General features: G+C 71.6%; 14 protein-coding genes. 9 read left to right on the top strand and 5 right to left on the bottom strand.

Annotated elements, in window-relative coordinates; translation table 11 throughout:
- Window positions 1–53: 53 nt before the first annotated feature.
- Genes idi through MRBLWH7_RS01490 form a run of 7 tightly spaced genes read left to right on the top strand, consistent with a single transcriptional unit; the run spans window position 54 to window position 5,663 of the window.
- Window positions 54–605 carry an isopentenyl-diphosphate Delta-isomerase gene (gene idi, locus MRBLWH7_RS01520; RefSeq protein ID WP_341998501.1) on the top strand — a complete coding sequence of 184 codons (552 nt, stop codon included), beginning with the start codon at window positions 54–56 and terminating at the stop codon, window positions 603–605.
- Window positions 602–1,657, top strand: coding sequence for a polyprenyl synthetase family protein (locus MRBLWH7_RS01515; RefSeq protein ID WP_341998499.1), 1,056 nt, complete (start codon window positions 602–604; stop codon window positions 1,655–1,657). Before idi ends, MRBLWH7_RS01515 begins: the two co-directional genes overlap by 4 nt.
- Window positions 1,654–2,535, top strand: a complete 882-nt coding sequence (locus MRBLWH7_RS01510; RefSeq protein WP_341998497.1) for a squalene/phytoene synthase family protein — start codon at window positions 1,654–1,656, stop codon at window positions 2,533–2,535. Before MRBLWH7_RS01515 ends, MRBLWH7_RS01510 begins: the two co-directional genes overlap by 4 nt.
- Entirely contained in the window at window positions 2,532–4,097 is a 1,566-nt protein-coding gene (gene crtI / locus MRBLWH7_RS01505) for a phytoene desaturase family protein (protein WP_341998494.1), read from the top strand. Before MRBLWH7_RS01510 ends, crtI begins: the two co-directional genes overlap by 4 nt.
- Window positions 4,098–4,099: 2 nt before the next feature.
- Window positions 4,100–4,453 (top strand): lycopene cyclase domain-containing protein, encoded by a 354-nt coding sequence (locus MRBLWH7_RS01500; RefSeq protein ID WP_341998491.1) that lies wholly within the window; start codon window positions 4,100–4,102, stop codon window positions 4,451–4,453.
- Entirely contained in the window at window positions 4,450–4,773 is a 324-nt protein-coding gene (locus tag MRBLWH7_RS01495) for a lycopene cyclase domain-containing protein (protein ID WP_341998490.1), read from the top strand. Before MRBLWH7_RS01500 ends, MRBLWH7_RS01495 begins: the two co-directional genes overlap by 4 nt.
- Window positions 4,770–5,663, top strand: coding sequence for a prenyltransferase (locus tag MRBLWH7_RS01490; protein ID WP_341998489.1), 894 nt, complete (start codon window positions 4,770–4,772; stop codon window positions 5,661–5,663). The genes MRBLWH7_RS01495 and MRBLWH7_RS01490 overlap by 4 nt, the downstream gene beginning before the upstream one ends.
- A gap of 55 nt (window positions 5,664–5,718) precedes the next feature.
- On the opposite strand, the gene MRBLWH7_RS01485 is transcribed toward MRBLWH7_RS01490, so the two are convergent.
- Both MRBLWH7_RS01485 and MRBLWH7_RS01480 read right to left on the bottom strand, forming a co-directional pair.
- Window positions 5,719–8,631: a UPF0182 family protein gene (locus MRBLWH7_RS01485; protein ID WP_341998487.1), complete on the bottom strand. Its 2,913-nt coding sequence runs from the start codon at window positions 8,629–8,631 to the stop codon at window positions 5,719–5,721.
- 91 nt (window positions 8,632–8,722) lie between these two features.
- On the bottom strand, window positions 8,723–9,850 hold the full coding sequence (locus tag MRBLWH7_RS01480; RefSeq protein WP_341998485.1) for a S16 family serine protease: 1,128 nt from the start codon (window positions 9,848–9,850) through the stop codon (window positions 8,723–8,725).
- A 146-nt stretch (window positions 9,851–9,996) separates the two neighbouring features.
- On the opposite strand from MRBLWH7_RS01480, the gene MRBLWH7_RS01475 reads away from it, so the two are divergent.
- On the top strand, window positions 9,997–11,442 hold the full coding sequence (locus tag MRBLWH7_RS01475) for a zinc-dependent metalloprotease (RefSeq protein WP_341998483.1): 1,446 nt from the start codon (window positions 9,997–9,999) through the stop codon (window positions 11,440–11,442).
- A 784-nt stretch (window positions 11,443–12,226) separates the two neighbouring features.
- On the opposite strand, the gene MRBLWH7_RS01470 is transcribed toward MRBLWH7_RS01475, so the two are convergent.
- The gene (locus tag MRBLWH7_RS01470) at window positions 12,227–14,005 is read right to left on the bottom strand and encodes an ATP-dependent helicase (protein WP_341998481.1); all 1,779 of its coding nucleotides are present in this window, start codon (window positions 14,003–14,005) and stop codon (window positions 12,227–12,229) included.
- Window positions 14,002–14,916: an NAD(+) diphosphatase gene (gene nudC / locus MRBLWH7_RS01465; protein WP_341998478.1), complete on the bottom strand. Its 915-nt coding sequence runs from the start codon at window positions 14,914–14,916 to the stop codon at window positions 14,002–14,004. Before nudC ends, MRBLWH7_RS01470 begins: the two co-directional genes overlap by 4 nt.
- Before the next feature lie 77 nt (window positions 14,917–14,993).
- On the opposite strand from nudC, the gene MRBLWH7_RS01460 reads away from it, so the two are divergent.
- Window positions 14,994–16,352: a phosphotransferase gene (locus MRBLWH7_RS01460; protein WP_341998475.1), complete on the top strand. Its 1,359-nt coding sequence runs from the start codon at window positions 14,994–14,996 to the stop codon at window positions 16,350–16,352.
- 45 nt (window positions 16,353–16,397) lie between these two features.
- On the opposite strand, the gene MRBLWH7_RS01455 is transcribed toward MRBLWH7_RS01460, so the two are convergent.
- On the bottom strand, window positions 16,398–19,739 hold the full coding sequence (locus MRBLWH7_RS01455; protein WP_342001856.1) for an ATP-dependent DNA helicase: 3,342 nt from the start codon (window positions 19,737–19,739) through the stop codon (window positions 16,398–16,400).
- Window position 19,740 lies beyond the last annotated feature (1 nt).

Below are 19,740 nucleotides of genomic sequence, written 5' to 3'. Positions count from 1 at the left end.
CATCGCACAAGAGGCATTGCTAGTTTAGCTAGCAATCTGAGAGGAATGATCGGATGCCCGACACCGACCACGTGGTCCTGCTCGACGATGACGGCCGCGCCATCGGCACCGCGCCCAAATCCAGCGTGCACGGCCCCGACACCGCCCTGCACCTCGCCTTCTCGTGCCATGTGCTCAACGCCGAGGGTCAGGTGCTCATCACCCGCCGTGCCCTCTCGAAGCGCACATGGCCTGGCGTGTGGACCAACTCGTTCTGCGGGCACCCCCGCCCCGCGGAGCCGGTGCTCTCGGCCGTCCGTCGCCACGCGGACTTCGAACTCGGGCTCACGCTGAGCGACCTCCGCGTCGCCCTCCCGCTGTTCCGGTACCGCGCCACCGACGCCAACGGCATCGTCGAGCACGAGGTGTGCCCCGTCTACACCGCGTATGCCGACGACGAGCCCGTGCTCAACCCTCTCGAGGCCATCGACGCGCGGTGGGTCGAACCCGAGGCGCTCGCCGTCTCGCTGGAGGCGACACCGTGGGCGTTCAGCCCCTGGCTCGTGCTCCAGGCGCAGCAGCTGCACCTGTTCGAGACGCGCTCGCGCGAGAGACGCGCGTCATGATCCCGGCGGCCGCCGATCCCGACCTCCGGATCGCGATCGACGGTGCGCTCGCGCGCATCCGCGAGCGCACCTCCGAGCTGGGATCCGGCTTCGGTGCGCTGGGGGACGCGATCACCCGCGCGGCGCAGGGCGGCAAGCGCCTGCGTCCGGCGCTGGTCACCGCGTCCTTCGAGGCGTTCCGCACCGACGACGCCAACGCGTCGGCCGTCCTCTCGGTGGCGGCCGCCTTCGAGCTGCTGCACACGGCGTTCGTCGTGCACGACGACGTCATCGACCACGACACGATGCGGCGCGGGGTGCCCAACGTCGGCGGCGAGTTCCGCCGGCGCGCGCAGGACGACGGCGCCAACACCGACGGTGCCGCGCTGGTGGGAGACGCCGCGGCGATCCTGGCCGGCGACATCCTGCTCCACGAGGCCTTCCGGCTGGTCGCCATGGCGCACACCGATGACGCCACCCGGGATCGCCTCCTGACCCTCCTCGACGACGCCGTCCTCATCTCCGCGGCCGGCGAACTCGCCGACGTGGAGAACAGCGTCGCGGCGCGGCATCCGTCCCGCATCTCCACGCTCGACACGGCGTTCAACAAGACCGCCGTATACACGTTCCGCGCGCCGCTGCAGGCGGGCGCGCTGCTCGGGGGCGCCGACGGCGACGCCCTGCGCGTGCTCGGCGAGGCCGGTGGCCGCCTCGGACTCGCCTTCCAGCTCGTCGACGACCTCATCGGGGCATTCGGGACCTCGGCGCAGACCGGCCGGGACACCGGTCCCGATCTCCGCGAGAACAAGCGCACGCCGCTGGTCGCACTCGCCCGCGAGTCAGACGCCACGCCGCGGGTCGACGAGGCGCTCGCACTCGCGCGCACCGGTCCGGTCGCGGTGCGCGAGGCGCAGCTCGTCCTGGAGCAGACCGGCGCCAGGGAGCGCCTGGTGCGCCTGGTCGAAGAGACGCTGGCGGCGGTACGGGATGGCTCGCACGACCCCGCGCTCCCCGACCGTGCCGGAGCCCTTCTGCGCACCCTCGCCGACCGCATCGAAGGACGGATCCCATGAGCATCGTGCGCGCTGCGTCCCCCACAGGCCTCGCCCTCTACGACCAGGCTGCGGCGGATGCCGCCGCCACCGTGATCGCGCGCTACTCGACCTCGTTCGGGCTTGCGTGCCGGCTGCTCGGTCCGCGCCCGCGGCCGCACGTGCGCCACGTGTACGCCCTCGTGCGCATCGCGGACGAGATCGTCGACGGTCCCGCCGAGGAAGCCGGACTGTCGGCGGAGGTCGCGGGCGAGATCCTCGACGCGCTCGAGAGCGAGACCCTGTCGGCGATCGACCGCGGATTCAGCTCCAACCTCGTGGTGCACGCGTTCGCGGGAACGGCGCGTGAGTGCGGCATCGGAGAGGATCTCGTGCGCCCGTTCTTCGCGTCGATGCGCACCGACCTCGACACGCTCCGCCATGACGCCGCCTCGCACGACGCGTACGTCTACGGGTCCGCCGAGGTGGTCGGCCTGATGTGCCTGGAGGTGTTCGTGAACGCGGGGGCGCCGCATCCGGTCACCCCCTCGCCTCAGCTCGTCGAGGGCGCTCGGCGCCTCGGCGCCGCGTTCCAGGACGTGAACTTCCTGCGCGACCTCCGCCACGATGAAGCCGTGCTCGGACGCGACTACCTCGGCCTGTCGACGGCAGACGGCGAGCGCGCTGCGGTGCTCGATCGCATCGACAGCGATCTCGCCATCGCGGCGAGCGCCATCCCAGCGCTTCCCGCCGACTGCCGGCGCGCGGTGACCGCCGCGCACGACCTCTTCGCAGAGCTGGCTGTGCGTCTGCGCGCCTGCGACGGGCGCCAGGAGCGGGTGCGTGTGCCCGACGCGGTGAAGGCGCGTCTGGCGGCGCGCGCGCTGCTCGGCTTCGCCCCTCGGGAGGTGCGCGCATGACCCTCGTCGACGGAGCAGGGCGCGCGGTCGTCATCGGCGGCGGTGTCGGCGGGCTCGCCGCGGCGGCGCTGCTGGCGACCGAGGGCTGGGACACGACCCTGTTCGAGGCGCGCCACGAACTCGGCGGGCGTGCCGGGTCGTGGGAGCGCGACGGCTTCCGCTTCGACACGGGTCCCAGCTGGTACCTCATGCCCGAGGTGTTCGAGCACTTCTTCCGGCTGCTCGGAACGACCGCCGAGCGCGAGCTCGACCTCGTGCCGCTCGACCCGGCTTACCGCGTGTACTCCGATCCCTCGACCGGCCTCGCGCCCCTCGACGTGCGCTCGGGACGCGCCGAGGCCGCCGCGCTGTTCGAGAGCGTCGAGCCGGGGGCGGGCGCACGTCTCGACGCCTACCTCGATTCGGCCGCCGACGCCTACGACCTCGCGGTCTCGCGGTTCCTCTACGACACGTACGAGACGACGGCAGGCCTCAGGGATCCTGCCCTCCTGAAACGGATGCCGCGCCTCGCGCCCCTGCTGACGCGCAGCCTCGCCCGACACGTCGAGCGGCGGTTCACCGACCCGAGGCTCCGGCAGATCCTCGAGTACCCCGCGGTGTTCCTGGGGGGATCGCCGTACGGCGTGCCGAGCCTGTACCACCTCATGAGCCACCTCGATCTGGGCGATCGGGTGCTGTACCCGCGCGGTGGGTTCCGCGAGCTCGTTGCGGCGATCACGCGCCTGGCCGAGGCATCCGGAGTCGCCATCGAGACGGGCGCGCGGGTCACTGCGATCACGACCGCCTCCGGTGCCGCGACCGGCGTCGAGCTCGCAGGCGGCCACCGCGTTCCCGCCGACCTCGTGGTGTCGGGCGCCGACCTGCACCACACCGAGACCCGGCTGCTTCCGCGCGCCGAGCAGACGTACCCCGAGGAGTGGTGGCGCTCGCGCACGCCCAGCCCCGGCGCGCTGCTGGTGATGCTCGGCGTCGAGGGCAGGCTGCCGCAGCTGGCCCACCACACGCTGCTGTTCGCCCGGGAGTGGCGTGCGAACTTCTCCGACATCTTCGGCCCCCGTTCGCGCATCCCCGACCCCGCGTCGCTCTACATCTGCCGTCCCAGCGCCACCGACCCCGGCGTGGCGCCGCCGGAGCACGAGAATCTCTTCGTACTCGTCCCCGTGCCCGCAGATCCCCAGCTGGGGCACGGGGGCATCGACGGCGACGGCGACCCGGCGATCGAGATCGCAGCAGACCGGGTGATCGCCCAGATCGAGCAGTGGTGCGGCATCCCGGATCTGGCGGAGCGCGTCGTGGTGCGGCGCACGGTCGGCCCCGGCGACTTCGCCGACGATCTCGGCGCGTGGCGCGGCAACGCGCTCGGCCTCGCGCACACGCTCGGGCAGAGCGCGGTCTTCCGTCCGCGCAACACGTCGCGCAGGGTCGAGGGGCTGTCGTACGTCGGCGCCTCCACTCTGCCCGGTATCGGCCTGCCGATGTGCCTCATCTCGGCCGAGCTCGTCGTCAAACGTCTGCGAGGAGATCGCTCCCCCGGTCCCCTCACCGAACCGGCGAGGGTGTGACAATGCCGGGGATCTACCTCGCCGCGATCCTCGTCTCCGCCGCGGGCGTTCTGCTGCTCGACCGGCGCTGGCGTCTCGCCGCGTGGCGCGCGCCCCGACGCACGGCCCTCGCGGTCGGCATCGGCACCGCATTCTTCCTCGCGTGGGACGCCGTCGGCATCGCCGCGGGCGTCTTCGTCAAAGGCGACAGCGCCCTGCTGCTCGGCGTGGACCTCGCCCCGCACCTCCCCCTCGAGGAGCCCATGTTCCTGGCGTTCCTGAGCTACCTCGCGCTCGTCGCGTGGTGCGGGGCTCTGCGCCTGAGGGAACGGCGGAAGACGGATGCCGCGCCCTCGCCGTCGGAGGCGGCCCGATGACGTACGCCCTCATCGTCGGGCCGTTCGTCGTGATCACGGTGGTCGTCGTGCTGCTGACGGTGCGACGGCCCGGCTTCGGGCGCAGGATGACGGCATCCGTCATCGCCGGAGGCATCCTGGTCGCCCTGACGGCCGTGTTCGACAACGTGATGATCGCTGCGGGGCTGTTCACGTATCCCGACACGCTGATCTCGGGGATGCGGATCGGGCTCGCGCCCATCGAGGACTTCGCCTACCCCGTGTGCGCGGCATTCCTGGTGCCGTCCGTGTTCACGCTGCTGGAGCCCACGCGGCCCCTTCCCGGGAAGGCGCGCTCGTGACATCCGCCCCACCCCTGCGCGCCGGCGCCGTCGCTCGCCAGCTGCTGATCGCCTCGCGGCCCGTGAGCTGGATCAACACCGCGTACCCGTTCGCGGCAGCGTACATCCTGACCACGCGCCAGGTGGACCTGACCCTCGTGATGGGAACGGTGTTCTTCCTCGTGCCCTACAACCTCGCCATGTACGGCATCAACGATGTCTTCGACTACGAGTCCGATCTGCGCAACCCGCGCAAGGGCGGCGCGCACGGGGCGGTTCTCGATCGGCGGATGCACCGGGTGACCCTATGGGCCTCCGCGCTGCTGTGCCTGCCGTTCGTCGCCTACCTCGCTGTGGTCGGGTCTCCCGCCTCGTGGCTCGTGCTCGCCGCGAGCCTGTTCTTCGTCGTCTTCTACAGCGCCCCGCCGCTGCGGCTGAAAGAGCGGCCGTTCCTGGACTCCGTGACCAGCAGCATCCACTTCTTCTCCCCCGCCGTGTTCGGACTCGTGCTCGCCGGCGCGACGTGGACGCCGCCGCTCGTGGCGGTCATCGGCGCGTTCGCGCTGTGGGGCGTGGCCTCGCACGCGTTCGGGGCGGTGCAGGACGTCGTGGCCGACCGCGAGGCGGGTATCGCGTCGATCGCGACGGCGCGCGGCGCACGGTGGACCGTACGGTTCTCACTCGCCTGCTACGCAGCGGCCGGCATCGCGATGCTCGCAACCGCGTGGCCTGGCCCGCTCGCCGCGGTGCTCGTCGTGCCGTACCTCGTGACCGTGTGGCCATATCGCTCGATCGCCGACACCGATGCTGCCGCCGCGACGACCGGCTGGCGCCGCTTCCTGTGGCTCAACCAGTTCTCGGGCTTCGGGGTGACGCTGCTGCTCATCTGGTACGCCATCCTCACGGGCTGAGCCGGGAAACACCGAAGGCCGGCCCCGAAAGGGACCGGCCTTCGTGCATGCCTGTTTACTGGCCGCCGAGCTCGATGAGCTTCTCGACCGCCGCGGTGAGACGCTCGTCGGCCGCGCCGTATGCCGCCCAGTCGCCCGCCTCGAGCGCAGCCTGCCGGTCGAGCATCGCCTGCTGCGCCTCCTGCAGGGCGGCCTGGTACTCGTCGGTCGGCTCGGCCGGGGTGGTCGGCTCGGTCGGGGTCGGCTCCGGAGTGGGTGCCGGCGTGGCGCCCGGCGTGACCTCGACGTCCGTGTCACCCGCGTCGGCACCAGAGTCGCCGCCGAAGAGGGTGTCCAGCGCCTCGTTCAGCGTGTCTTCGAACGCGATGTCGTCGCCGAACGAGACCAGGACCTTCTGCAGCTTCGGCAGCTTCGTCGCACCGGAGGACTGAACGAAGACCGGCTGGACATACAGCAGACCGCCACCGACGGGAAGCGTCAGCAGGTTTCCGTTCTGCACCTCGGACTGCCCCTGCTTCAGCAGGTTGATCTGCGCAGAGATCTGTGGATCCGAGTCGAAGGTGTTCTGCACCTGCCCGGGGCCGGGCACCGTCGTATCGGCGTCGATCACCAGCATCCGGAGCTTGCCGTAGTCCTCGCTCTTCCGGCCGTCCTCGCCTCCGGCGTTCGAGTCCACCGCGAGGTAGCCCATCAGGACGTTGCGGGCGTTGCCTGTCGTCGACGACGGGATGAACGACGTGAACATCGAGTACGTCGGGTTGTCCTGCCCGGGCATCTGCATCGTCAGGTAGTACGGCGGCTGCAGCTGCGTGTCCTCCTGCGGGTCGTTCGGGGTCTGCCAGCGGTTGTCGCTCTGGTAGAACGAGCGGGCGTCGTCGACGTGGTAGACACCGAGGATCGTGCGCTGAACCTTGAACAGGTCGGTCGGGTAGCGCACGTGGCTCATGAGCTCCGCCGACATGTCGCTGATCGGCTTGATCGTCGATGGGTAGACCTTCTGCCACGACTGCAGAACCGGGTCCTCCTCGTCCCATGCGTACAGCGTCACCTTCCCGTCGTACGCGTCGACCGTCGCCTTGACCGAGTTCCGGATGTAGTTGATGTCGTCGAGTGCGAAGCGGGGTGCGGGGTTCGACGAGTCCGAGATGGCCGAGGTGAGGCTCACGGTCGAGGAGTACGGGTAGTTGGCGCTGAGGGTGTAGCCGTCGATGATCCACACGATCCGCCCGTCGACGACGCTGGGGTACGCGTCGTTGTCGAGCGTGAGGTAGGGGGCCGCCTTCTGGACGCGCTCGCGGGGGTTGCGGTCGTACAGGATCTGCGAGTCCTCGTTGACGTAGTCCGAGAAGAGGATCTGCTCGGCCTGGAACTTCAGGGCGTAGATGAGGCGGTTGAACACGCTGCCGAGGCTCGGCCCGCCCTCGCCGTCGAAGGTCGTCTTCGTCTCGCCGGCGCCGTCCTCGCCCGAGGGGTAGTCGAGCTCGACCGGGTCAGCGCCATCCGGAGCGCCGACGATCGAGTAGGGGGGCGAGTACTCGCCGAAATAGACCCGCGGCTGGAAGTCTTCCTGGTCGGAGAGGAATCCCTGCGCAGGGATGCCGCGCTCCAGGAACACCGGGTCGCCCTCGGTGGTGCGGTCGTTGCCCTTGGCTGCGACGAGGCCGTAGCCGTGGGTATAGACGACCGCGGAGTTCTGCCAGTCCGCCGCTGTGCCGAGCTCCGTGAGGTCGAGCTCGCGCACCGAGACGATGGCGTCCTGCGAGACGCCGTCGATGTCGTAGCGGTCGACGTCGAGCGGGTCGGCGAACTGGTAGTAGCCGCGATACTGCTCGAGCTGCCGCACGTTCGGCGAGATGATCGCCGGGTCCATGATGCGCACCTGCGCGGTCGTGGCGGCGTCATCGCGCAGCTGGCCGGCGGCGGCATCCGTCACTGCCGTGAAGTCCTCCTGCTCGAGGCCGTCCACACCGTAGGCCTCGTGCGTCATGTCGACGTTGCGCTGGTAGTAGTCCTCTTCCAGCGTGAAGCGGTTGGGCTGCACCTGGAACGTGTTGACCACCCACGGGTAGCCGACACCGACCACGATCGCCGAGACCACGAGCAGCGCGGTCGCGATGAGCGGGTAGCGCCACCGGCCGATGATCGCGGTGACGAAGAACAGGATCGCGACGATGACCGCTGCGAACGCGAGGATCGTCTGCCCCGGGATGATCGCGTTCACCCCGGTGTATCCGGGTCCGGTGATACGACCGTCGGCGCCCGATTCGACGAGCGTCTTGAAGCGGTCGAGCCACAGGCTCGCGCCCTGCACGAGCAGGTAGAGACCCGCGATCACCGCGAGCTGGATGCGCGCCGACTTCGAGATGCGCAGCTCGCGCTGGCCGATGCGCACCGACCCGTACAGGTACGACACCAGCGCCGTGACGAGAAGGCAGATCAGCAGTACCGCCGACGCGAAGCCGACGAGCGAGCTCCAGAACGGCATCGCGAACATGTAGAAGCCGGTGTCGAGGCCGAACTCGGGATCGGTCGTGTCCGTGGCGACGCCGTTGAACCACAGCCACGTGGTCTCCCACTGCGCAGAGGTGGCGAAGCCGGCGAAGAAGCCGAAGAAGATCGGGATGCCCCACATCGCCAGTCGCCGCAGCGGCTCGACGACCTCCTGGTACCGGTCGAGCTGGGAGCTCAGCCGGGCGTACACGGGGCGCAGCCGATAGGCGAGCTGGATGGACAGCCATACCGGCACGGCCATGCCCAGGAAGCCGATCACGAACATCACGACGCGCGCGACCCACTGCGTCAGCAGCACCTCGGAGAAACCGAGCTGGTCGTACCAGAGCCAGTCCGCGTAGAGGCTGGCGAAGATGAAGAACGCCACGACCAGCGCGGCGATGACCGCGAGGGTGATGGCGATGACGCGTCGGGTGCGAGAGGGTGTGGCCGGAGTCGGCGCGGAGGTCGTGGTCACGTTCCCATCCTAGGCGCGCGATTCTCGGCGCCCGCCTTGTCCTCCCTGGGCGAACTCTAAGAAACTCGCAACGTTTCGGGCACGATCCCCATCACTTCGCGGTGCAGGTCGGGAGCGCGTCGAGATCGCCGCCCTCGCTCACCGCGTCGAGCACGGCCAGCGCGTCGTCGAGGTCCTCCACCGAGAACACGCGCAGATCGCCGGGGATGTGACCCACGACCTCGTCGCAGTTCGCCTCGGGTGCGAGGAACCACTGGGCGCCGGCATCCACCGCGCCCCACATCTTCTGCCGGATGCCGCCGATCGGCCCGACCTCGCCGTCCGCGGTGATCGTGCCCGTGCCGGCGATCTGCTCGCCGCCGTTGAGCTCACCCGGAGTCAGTGTGTCGATGATCCCGAGCGCGAACATCATGCCCGCGCTCGGACCGCCGACGTTGTTGAGCTGAATGGTGACGTCGATCGGGAAGTCGTAGTCCGTCGTGAGGTTGACGCCGAGGATCCAGCTCGTCTCCCCGTCGTCGTCGGTCGTCTCCTTGGGAGTCACCTCGACCGTCTGCTGCTCGCCGTCGCGCTCGATGAGCAGCTCGACCGGGGCGTCTTCGCCCTCGTTGATGACGGAGCGCAGGGTCGAGACATCCGTGAGGTCCTCGCCGTTCGCAGTGAGGATCAGATCGCCCTGCTCGAGGATCCCCTCGGCGGCGGCGCCGTCGATGACGGAGTAGACGGACAGGGTCGCGCCGACGTCGTAGCCGAGCTCGGTCAGCGCGGCCGCCGTCGCCTCGTGCTGCGAGTTCACCATCATCTGGGCGCTCTCCTCGTTGCGCTCCTTGGTGGTCTGGTCCTGGGGGAAGATCGCGTCGATCGGCATGACGGCGCGGCTCGGGTCGAACCACGCCGTCGCGAGCTCGAACCACGACGGGGTGTGCTCGCGGTTCCCCTGCACCTGCACCGTGAGGAGGTCGAGCGATCCCTCGGTCGGGTACGTGTCGGCGCCCTCGACCGAGATCAGCGGCACCTCCTCGCCATCGGCGTTCTGGGCCGTGCCGAGCGTGTTGTACACGGGTCCGGGGCGCTGGATGACGTACGACGTCGGCAGGAACGTGATGGCGAGGAGCACCACCATGGCGACGGCGAGCGCCCACACGCCCACCAGCGTGCGGCGGGACATCCGCGGCCGCGGGGCGGGCTCGATCGTCGTGTTCTCGTCGAACAGGGCCACGCGGGACCTCATTTCCGTGCCTTGGGGTTGATGCGCCTGGTCGTTCGCGACCGGCGTAAGGCGTAAGGGGTCCCTGCCGGGGAGTGCGACGGATGCTGCGACTAGCGTAGAACGCAACCTCATCGACCGGCTGAAAGGCGGCTGAAGTGGCAGACGACTTCACTGGCGGGAGCGACCCGAGCCCCGAGGACGACTTCCAGGAGCTGATCCGCCAGTTGTTCGGCGGTGCGGCAGGAGATTTCGACCCCGAGCAGCTGTCGCGGCTGTCGGGAATGAACATCGACCCCGCGATGATGCAGGCGGTCATGCGCCAGCTGCAGGGCGCGTTCGAAGGGGCCGACGAGACCGGCATCTCGTGGGACATGGCCAAGCGCCAGGCGCTGCACATCGCCAACCAGGAAGGCCTCGGCGTGACCGCGGGTCAGCGCACGGATCTCGACCAGGCGTTCGCCCTGGCGACGCTGTGGCTGAGCGAGGCGACCACCATCGCGGAGCTGCCGGCTCCCCCGGCGACGCTCACGCGCGGCGCGTGGGTCGAGGCGACGCTGCCGGTGTGGCAGGAGCTGGCGGCTCCGGTCGCGACGAGCATCGCCGACGCCCTCACCACCGCGCTGAGCGAGCAGGCGCCCGAAGACATGCAGGGCCTGGTGCGGGGCGCCGGACGCCTCATGCGCACGGTCGGCGGCTCTCTCTTCGCCTCGCAGCTCGGCCAGGTCGTCGGCAACCTGTCGAAGGAGGTCGTGAGCGGCGGCGACGTCGGCATCCCGCTGATGCCCGACGGTCAGGCGGCGATCCTCCCTCAGAACTTCGCGGACTTCGGCCGCGATCTCGAAGTGCCCGAAGACCAGCTCGCCCTCTACGTCGCCACCCGGGAGCTCGCGCACGCCCGCCTGTTCCGGCACGCACGCTGGCTGCGCCTGCATGTCATCTCGCAGGTCACCGACTTCGCGCGCGGCGTGCACGTCGACACCGACGCCCTCGAGGATCTCGCCACCCGCTTCGACCCGTCCGAGCCCGAGGAGCTCCGCCGCGCGATCGAGAGCGGTGCGCTGCTGCCCGCGCGCTCCGAGGCGCAGGACGCCGCCCTCTCACGGCTGGAGAATCTCCTCGCCACCGTCGAAGGCTGGGTCGAGGTCGTCACGGAGGACGCCACGTCGCGGCTCCCCTCGGCGCAGCGCATCTCGGAGGCCGTGCGTCGACGGCGCGCCGTCGGCGGTCCGGCCGAGCGCGCACTCGGCTCGCTCGTCGGCCTCGAGATCCGCCCGCGCCGTATGCGCGAGGCCGCCGCCATGTGGCGGGCCGTGACGGCTGCGGTGGGCCCCGCGGCGCGCGACGCGCTGTGGGACTACCCCGACCTCATGCCGAGCGCGTCCGACATCGACGATCCCGCGGGGCTCGTCGCCCGCCTCGAGGCACGCGCCCGCGGCGACGAGCCGCTGCGCGACGAGATGGACGACGCCCTGGCGCGCCTGCTCGCCGGAGACGAGCCCGGCGGATCGGCCGCGGGCGAAGCATCCGATTCTCCTTCCGAATCCGACGCTTCCGGCGACGAGGGCGAGAGCGGCACGCCGGACGACCACCGGCCCGTGTAAGCGGCGGGCCGGTAACGGGTCAGCGGTTCCTCCCCAGTCCGACCGGATGCGGCGAATCGGGGTCGTGGCCTGTGGATACCGGTCGCCCGGCCCGTCCGGTGCGACAGGATCGGGCGCATGCTGCGACTCGACCCCTCGTATCCCCCCGTGTGGCGGACCGATTCGACGATCCAGTTCGGCGCCGAGCCGGTCGCCGTGGTCGACGATCCCCCGCCGTGGCAGCAGCGGCTGCTGCGCGAGCTCGAGCGCGGCCTCCCCGACGGCGCGGCGATCCCGTTCGCGCAGGCGCTGGGCGCTCCCGACGCCGCGACGGCGGCGCGGTTCCTGTCACGCATCCGCCGCGCGCTGATGACGGATGCCGCGACCCCCCGCCGCATCGTGGTCCAGTGCGCCGACGACGTGCCCGACCAGCATCGCGATGCGGTGGCCGCGGGTCTCTCCGCCGAGGGCTACGACGTCGACACCGCCCACCGCTTCGATGCTGTCGGGAGCGTCGGAACGGATGCCGCGGCCGTCGTCTTCGTCGTTCATCGCGTGGTGGCGCCCGGCGCGGCCGCCGCGCTCATGAGCGCGGACGTCGATCATGTGCCGGTCGCGCTCACCGGCTCGGGCGCGGAAGTCGGCCCGTTCGTCGTACCCGGCCGGAGCGCATGCCTCGCGTGCGTCGCGGCTCACCGCCGCGACGGCGATCCGTCGTGGCCGGCGGTCGCAGCGCAGCTGCTGGGTCGCGCCGTCGAGAGCGAGCCCTCGGTGCTGTGGGAGTCGGGGATCGTCGCGGGTCGGCTCATCGCGGAGCGCGCGCGGCACCCTTCGGCCGCCCGGAGCCGCTCGGTGACCCTGCGCGCCGGCTCGCTGCACCGGCACGTGCGGTCGCACCGCCCGCACGCAGAGTGCCGTTGCCGATCTCTCGCAGGAACCGCGACGGCTGCCTCTCCCGTACGCCTCGCGCCCATGACAGCGACAGCGTTCGCCCGGCCCGCGTGATGCCGACGTACGCGAGTCGCCGCTCCTCGTCGACCTGTTCGAACGTCGTGGCGTACGAGATGGGAAGCAGGCCCTCCGCGACGCCGACGAGGTGCACGTGCTCCCACTCCAGGCCCTTGGCCGCGTGCAGCGTCGCGAGCGTCACGGTGCGCATCGCCGGCTCGTCGTGGGCTTTGGCCCGCGCGGTGAGCTCGTCCGCGAAGGCACGGAGGGTCGTGCCGGCGGGCGCTTCCTGCGCGAGGCGCAGCAGCGCGGCACGGGCTTCCCAGGCGTCGCGGAGCGCACCGCCGGCCTCGGGCGGCTCGTCGGTGAGACCCCGCGAGCGCAGGATGTCGCGCACGGTGTCCACGAAGCCGCTCTCGATGGGGGCGACCGACGCCGCCCGCAGCTCCATCACCGCCTGCCGCACCTCCGGCATGTCGAAGAACCGGCGGCCGCCGAGCACCGTCGTCGCGATGCCCGCGTCGGAGAGCGCTGCCACGAGCTCGGCCGACTGCGCGTGCGCGCGGTAGAGCACCGCGATGTGGCGCGGATCCGCGCCGTCGGCGATCTGCGCGGCGATCCGCGCGGCGACCGCGCGGGCCTCGTCCCGGTCGTCCTCGAACGCGGTCACCGTCGGAACCGGCGCCGCGCCGGTCTCCGCATCCCGGGCGGCGGCGGCCGACAGGTGCAGCGCCCCGGGGCGCCCGCGCATCAGTTCGTTCGCGACCGCCAGGATCGGGGCATCCGAGCGATAATTCGTCTCGAGGCGCACGACGCGGGCGCCCTCGTACCGCGACGGGAAGTCGAGGAGGAACGCGGCGTCGGCACCGGCGAACGAATAGATGGTCTGGCTCGCGTCGCCCACGACGCAGAGGTCGCGGCGATCCCCGAGCCACAGTTCGAGCAGCCGGTTCTGAAGGGGCGAGACGTCCTGGAACTCGTCGACGGTGAAATGGCGGTACTGCTCGCGCACGGCCTTGGCCACCTGCGGCTCGGCCTCGAGCATGCCGGCGCAGGCGAGCAGCACGTCTTCGAAGTCGAGTTGCCGGCGCTCGTCCTTGAGCTTCTCGTACGCATGCTGGAGCGCCACGACGCGGTCGACCCCCAGGCGGCCGACGCCGTTCGGGCGGGCGGCCGCATATGCGTCGACGCCCAGCATGGAGACCTTCCGCCACTCGATCTCGGATGCGACGTCGCGCAGGGTCGCCACGTCGGGTGCGAGCCCGATGCCGTCGGCCGCGTGGGCGAGCATGCGCACCTTGTTGTCGATGATGCCCGGCGCCGTGTCGCCGGCGAGGGTCGGCCAGAAGAAGTTGAGCTGTGCGAGGGCGGCCGCGTGGAAGGTCCGGGCGGACACTCCGGCCACGCCCATCGCTCGCAGCCGTCCCCGCATCTCGCCGGCGGCCTTGGTCGTGAAGGTGACCGCCATCACCCGCCCGGGCGAGTACGCCCCGGTGTCGACGCCGTGCGCGATGCGATGCGTGATGACGCGGGTCTTGCCCGTACCGGCGCCGGCCAGTACCGCCACAGGGCCCCGCAGCGCGGTCGCGGCCTCGAGCTGATGCTCGTCCAGCCCTGCCAGCGCGCCGACGTTCACGCGCTCTCCGCATGCCAGTCGGCGATGAGCCGGTGCGCGATGGACGCTCGTCCGGGGAGCACGACATCGCCGTCCCCGGCCAGCGCTCGACCGATCTCGTCACGCGTGAACCAGCGGATCGCAGCGATCTCCTCGCCGTCCGGGCGCGCCGCCGTGTCGTCGAGCGACTCGGCGAGGAAGCCGACCATCAGCGAGCGCGGATAAGGCCATGCCTGAGACCCCCGGAAGGTCACCGTGCCGACATCGACACCGGACTCCTCCGCGACCTCACGGCGCACGGCCGCCTCGAGCGACTCGCCGGCCTCGACGAACCCGGCGAAGCAGGAGAAGCGGTCGGCGCCCCACAGGGCGTTCGAGCCGAGGAGCAGGAGGTCGGGGTCCTCGCCGCTCGTGATGGCGACGATCACGGCCGGATCGGTTCGAGGGAAATGCTGCCGCCCGCAGTTCGGGCAGCGGCGCGACCAGCCGGCATCCCCCAGGACGGTCAGCGTGCCGCACGCGGGGCAGAACGGGGCGTCGATCAGCCAGCGCCCGAGGCTCAGCGCCTCCACGAATGCGCCGGCGTCGCGGGCCGAGAGCAGGGCTCCCACCGTGCGCAGGCCCGCCCAGCCTGCCGGGGCGACGAACAGATCCTCGTCCTGGGACGCGAACACAGCGGCGAGCAGCGCAGACCCGTCGTCGTCACGTCCGAGGAACGCCCATTCCGCTCCACCGGGAACGTCCGACGGCGCGAGCCAGAGCAGCGCATCGGATGCGGCCAGCGGCGCGGAGTCCCCGACGACGAGCAGGACGCGGGACGCGGCATCCGTCCTGGCCGTGTCGAGGAGATCGGGAATCGGCCTCTCAGCGGCCGCGCGATCGAGTCCGGGATGCGCCAGCGGATTCAGGCTCGTGCTGTCGGGCGCCGTCATCGAACATGCTCCGCTTCGTCGTTCAGGGCCGGGCGTGGCGCGGGGACGGACGAGCGCGACCGACCTACCCTGGGCACATGGCACGCTCACCCCTCACTCTAGCCGCGTCGGTCACGTCGGCTCTCCCGCGGGTCGGCGTCGTCGGAGTCGGCGCCCTCACCGAGGGCGCTGCCGGTCGATACGATGCGGCGGTCGCCGATCTCGACGACGGGCGGCGTGTGGTCGTGCGGGTCCCTGCCGACCCGTCGTCCGCCCCGGAGCTCGCGGCGGAGGTGCGTGCGCTGCGTGCACTCACCCCGGGTGTGCGAGGGCTCCTCCCCTTCCGGGCCCCAGAGCTGCTCGGCGAGGCCGGTCTCGGCGACACACGGGTGGTCGTCGTCGACTTCCTCCCCGGCTACCGCGTCGACGCCGCACACCTGCCGCCCGGGCGCGGCGCGGCCACTTCGCTCGGCGCGGCTCTCGCCGCGCTTCACTCGCTGCCGCACTCGATCGTCAAAGGCGAGGGGCTGCCCGCGCGCACCCCGCAGCAGGTGCGTGCCGATGTCACGCGCCTGATCGAGCGCGCCGTCGCGACCCGCCGGCTGCCGGTGAGCCTGGCGGAGCGCTGGCACCGCGCGGTCGACGCCGACGAGCTGTGGCGGTTCGAATCAGCCGTCGTGCTGGGCGGCGCCGGAGCCGCATCTTTCCTGTTCGAGGACCTCGACGGCATCCCGACCGTGACCGGACTGCTCGAGTGGCACGGCCTGTCGATCGGCGACCCCGCGACCGACCTGCAATGGCTCGCGTCCGCGCCCGATGCCGCCGAAGACGTCTACGCCGCCTACGTCGCCGACAGCGGACGCGCCCCCGACGCCCGGGCGCGCGAGCGCGCGAGGCTGTATGCCGAACTCGAGTTCGCGAAGTGGCTCGTGCACGGGCACGACACCGACCGCGACGACATCGTCGGTGACGCCGTCGAGCTGCTGGAATCCTTGGCGGGGGGCGTGGCCGGTGACGACATCGTGTCGGCCGCGGCACTCGACGTCGATGACGCCATCGCGCTCCTCGAGCGCACGCCTGGCGCCGGCGCGCCGACGATCGACACGTCGATGCAGACCGATGCGTACGACCCGGAGGAGCTGGCGCAGTGGGTCGCCGCCGAGGATGACGCCGCCCGGCAGGACACCGGACCGGTGGCCGCGGCGCCGGAGTCCTTCGACACCCAGGAGATCTCGGCCGAGGATCTCGCCGCGTTCCGACCCGTCGACCTCGACGCTTCGGCGGTGCAGCTGCCCCGCCGGCACCCGGACGACGACCTTTCGACCGCGCCCATCGCGCTTCCCGCCGCGGTCGCGCCGGGTGCCACGAGCGAGCGCGATGACGAGGGCGGGCAGGATGCCGCGGCCGAGGCGGAGCGCGCGTCCGAGGCGGCACTGCGCCGCTGGCTCGCCGACTGAGACGGAACTGCGACGACAAGACCTCCGTGACCGCACGGGAGCGGCTCAGCCGCGCAGGATGACGTCCTCCGCCACGTAATAGAGGGCGACATCGATCTCGTCGAGCGGCACACCGTGCTTCGAGTGGTAGGCCTGTCGGTACAGCTCGAGCTGCAGCATCCGTTCATCCTTCTCGGCAGCGGTGCGCGGCGCGACGCCGGTCTTCCAGTCGACGATCTCGATGCGACCGCCGCGGTCCTCGCGCCGGTACACGGCGTCGAGCTTGCAGATCACGATGTGCGGTAGGCCGTCCGGCCCGATGGTGGTGAAGTCGATCTCGGTCTCGACCTCGATCGGCTGCAGCGGCGCCCACTCCGACGCGAGGAAGCGTTCGCGCAGCGCCGCGAGGGCCGCGGCATCTTCGACCGATGCCTCGGTGCCCGGAACGTCTTCGTCGATCTCCCAGAGCGCGTCGTCGAGCGAGCCGCCGAGCCCCGCGCGGCCGGAGCGCTGCTCGACCCAGGCGTGGAAGAGCGTGCCCAGGCGCGTCTGCCGGAAGGGGCGCTCGGGCATCGGCCGAGCGATGCCCGCGAGGGTGCCCTCGAGGTCGGCGACGTACTCCTTGTAGCGGGACGCGGCGATGCGGGTCGGCGCGGTGTGCACCGGACGCGCACGACGCGCGTCGCGCTCGGCCAGCAGCAGGGCCGCCTGAGGATCGACCCCTGCCCGCGGCGCGCCGAGCGCCGCCTCGACGGTCGCCGCCGCGCCCGCGACGGCCGCCCGACGCGCGCCCAGCGGATCGATCGGCCACTGCAGCACGCGCCGCTCCCCCTGGTACGGATCGTCGCCGGGCTCGTCGTCCGGCAGGGACACGTCGAGCGCCTCGGCGATCTCGACGAAGAACGGGCTGCGCGTACGGGGGCGCTTGGTGCCGGACCACGTCGCGCCCGTGAGCAGCAGGTGGTCGCGGGCACGAGTGACCGCGACGTACGCCAGGCGGCGGTCCTCTTCGAGCTGCCGGGCGCGGTTCGCCTCGACGAACGTCTCGATCGCCTCCTTGAGCTCCTGCTGGGTCGTCGCGGACTGCCAGCCGAGCGCGGGCAGCCACGCGGAGTCGCCGCGGAACGCGTAGGGCAGAACGCCGAATCCGAGCCAGGCCTTCGTGTCGCGCGGCGCGCTCGGCAGCTCGTCCTTGACGAGGCGCACGACGGCGACGGCGTCCCACTCGAGCCCCTTCGACCCGTGGATCGTCAAGAGCTGCACGACGTCGTCCTCGGGCGGCTCGGTGCGGGGCGCGAACTCATCGAGCTGCTCGGCATGCTCGAGCCACGCGAGCAGACTCGACAGCGACCCCGTCTCGTCGGCGGCGAGGAAGGCGTGCACTTCGTCGACGAAGGCCCGCAGCTGCGCCGATGCGATGCGCGCTGGGCCCCGAGACTCGTTCGCGGCGAGCTCGATGTCGAGTCTCAGCTCCAGCTCGATCAGGCGCACGAGCTCCGGGATCGGCATGCCGCTCGCCTGACGGAGTCCCGCGAAGACGGATGCCGCGTCCCGCAGCCGACCGCGCGCCTCGGGCGTGAAGCCCTCCAGCCAGCCGTGGTCGGGCTTCTGCCGCAACACGAAGTCCAGTGCGTCGACGAGCGAGCCGTCGTCGTCGCCGGCGCTTCCCCGGATGCGCTCGACGACCTCGGGCGCGAGGGGCTGCAGGGCGGCGTCATGACGCGCGAGGCGGCGGGACAGCGCCGCGAGCTCGCGCAGGTCTGGCAGACCGATCGCCCATCGCGGCCCCGACAGCAGCCGGATGAGCGCGGAGCCCGCCGATGGGTCGCTGATGACCCGCAGCGCGCACACCACGTCCACGACCTCGGGCGTCGAGAGCAGGCCGCCGAGCCCGAGGATGCGATGCGGGATGCCGTGGCGCCCGAGAGCGTCTCCGAAGCGCACCATGTGCTTCTTGCTGCGGAAGAGGATCGCCCCGGTGGTCGTGCGACCGGCGCCGGCGCGCTCGGCGCGCACTCGCGCGAACCACTCTGCGACACGGTCGGCCTCGGCGTCGAGGTCGGGGTCGAAAGCGATCTCGACCACTCCGGTGGGCGCCCCCGGACGCGGCTGCAGCTCGCCGACCGCGACGGAAGCCGATGCGGCGAGCGGCGCGAGCACGGCATTCGCAGCCGTCAGCACCGAGGCGCTGTTGCGCCAGCTCGTCAGGAGGGAGTACTGCGCGCACGCCGCGCGGGGCGCGAAGGCCGCCGCGAACCCGCCGAGGTTGCCCGCGCTGGCACCGCGCCAGCCGTAGATCGCCTGGTGCGGATCGCCGACCGCCATCACCCCGGTGCCGGCGAAGAGGGCGGCCAGCAGGTCGGTCTGGACGACGGAGGTGTCCTGGTATTCGTCGAGCAGCACGACGCGGTAGCGGTCGCGCAGTTCGTCGGCGACCGCCTGGTGGCTGGCGACCACCTCAAGAGCGCCGGCGACCTGGTCGGAGAAGTCGATGACCCCGAGCCGGACCTTCTCGGCGGCGTACTCGCGCGCGAGGTCGGCCAGCAGCGCGAGCGTGTCGACCCGGTCGGCCGCATCGGCGACGTCGGCGTATACCGTGGTGCGCCGATTGGTCGACGGCAGTTCGCGCACGACGCCGAAGCGCTCGGGGAAGGCGGCGAGCGCGTCGAAGTCGACGAGGTTGTCGACGCCGTCGCGGGCGATCCGCAGCGCCGCGTCGACGATCGTGCGCACCGCCTCGCCCCGTCGTTCGAGTCGGGGATCGTCGGAGGCGAACACGACGCGGCGCATGAGGAGCCACGCCGCGGATTCCGAGAGGACGGCGGCCTCCGCATCCCGTCCGATCCGGAGGGCGTGCTCGCGCACGATCTGGTCGGCGAAGCTGTTGTAGGTCGCGACGCTCGGCCGGTGAAGGAGCGCGTCGTCGACGGAATCCGCAGCGAGGGCGTCGACCCCGTGCGCCAGCGCGTCGAGCAGGCGGTGGCGCTCGGCCGCCGCGCGCGCCCCGTCGGCGCCGGATCTTTCGAGCTCGCCGAACACGTCGAGCCGTCCCTCCTCCGCGAGCGCGGGCAGCGACGGCAGCAGGCCGCGGCGCTCGAACTCGGCGAGGCGCGCGAGGCGCTTCTGGATGCGCTCCGCAAGCTCGCCGGCGGCCTTGCGCGTGAAGGTGAGGCCGAGCACCTCGTCGCGACGGACGATGCCGTTCGCGACCAGCCATACGACTCGGGCCGCCATCGTCTCGGTCTTGCCGCTGCCGGCGCCGGCGACGACAAGGGCGGGCGCCAAGGGCGCCTCGATGACGGCGACCTGCTCGTCCGTCGGCGGGAACTGCCCGAGTGCGCAGGCGATCACGCGCGCCGACAGGATCGGCGCCGGGGACACGGCCTGCGTTTCCACGGGCTGCGCGATG

The organism is Microbacterium sp. LWH7-1.2 (assembly GCF_038397755.1).
Taxonomy (GTDB): Bacteria; Actinomycetota; Actinomycetes; order Actinomycetales; family Microbacteriaceae; genus Microbacterium.
This window is presented reverse-complemented; position numbering and strand designations above follow the sequence as displayed.

Coding starts and splice junctions, on each gene's coding strand:
- MRBLWH7_RS01500 (WP_341998491.1), top strand. CDS start 4,100: ATGCCGGGGATCTACCTCGCCGCGATCCTCGTCTCCGCCGCGGGCGTT.
- MRBLWH7_RS01460 (WP_341998475.1), top strand. CDS start 14,994: ATGGCACGCTCACCCCTCACTCTAGCCGCGTCGGTCACGTCGGCTCTC.
- idi (WP_341998501.1), top strand. CDS start 54: ATGCCCGACACCGACCACGTGGTCCTGCTCGACGATGACGGCCGCGCC.
- MRBLWH7_RS01510 (WP_341998497.1), top strand. CDS start 1,654: ATGAGCATCGTGCGCGCTGCGTCCCCCACAGGCCTCGCCCTCTACGAC.
- MRBLWH7_RS01515 (WP_341998499.1), top strand. CDS start 602: ATGATCCCGGCGGCCGCCGATCCCGACCTCCGGATCGCGATCGACGGT.
- crtI (WP_341998494.1), top strand. CDS start 2,532: ATGACCCTCGTCGACGGAGCAGGGCGCGCGGTCGTCATCGGCGGCGGT.
- MRBLWH7_RS01495 (WP_341998490.1), top strand. CDS start 4,450: ATGACGTACGCCCTCATCGTCGGGCCGTTCGTCGTGATCACGGTGGTC.
- nudC (WP_341998478.1), bottom strand. CDS start 14,916: ATGACGGCGCCCGACAGCACGAGCCTGAATCCGCTGGCGCATCCCGGA.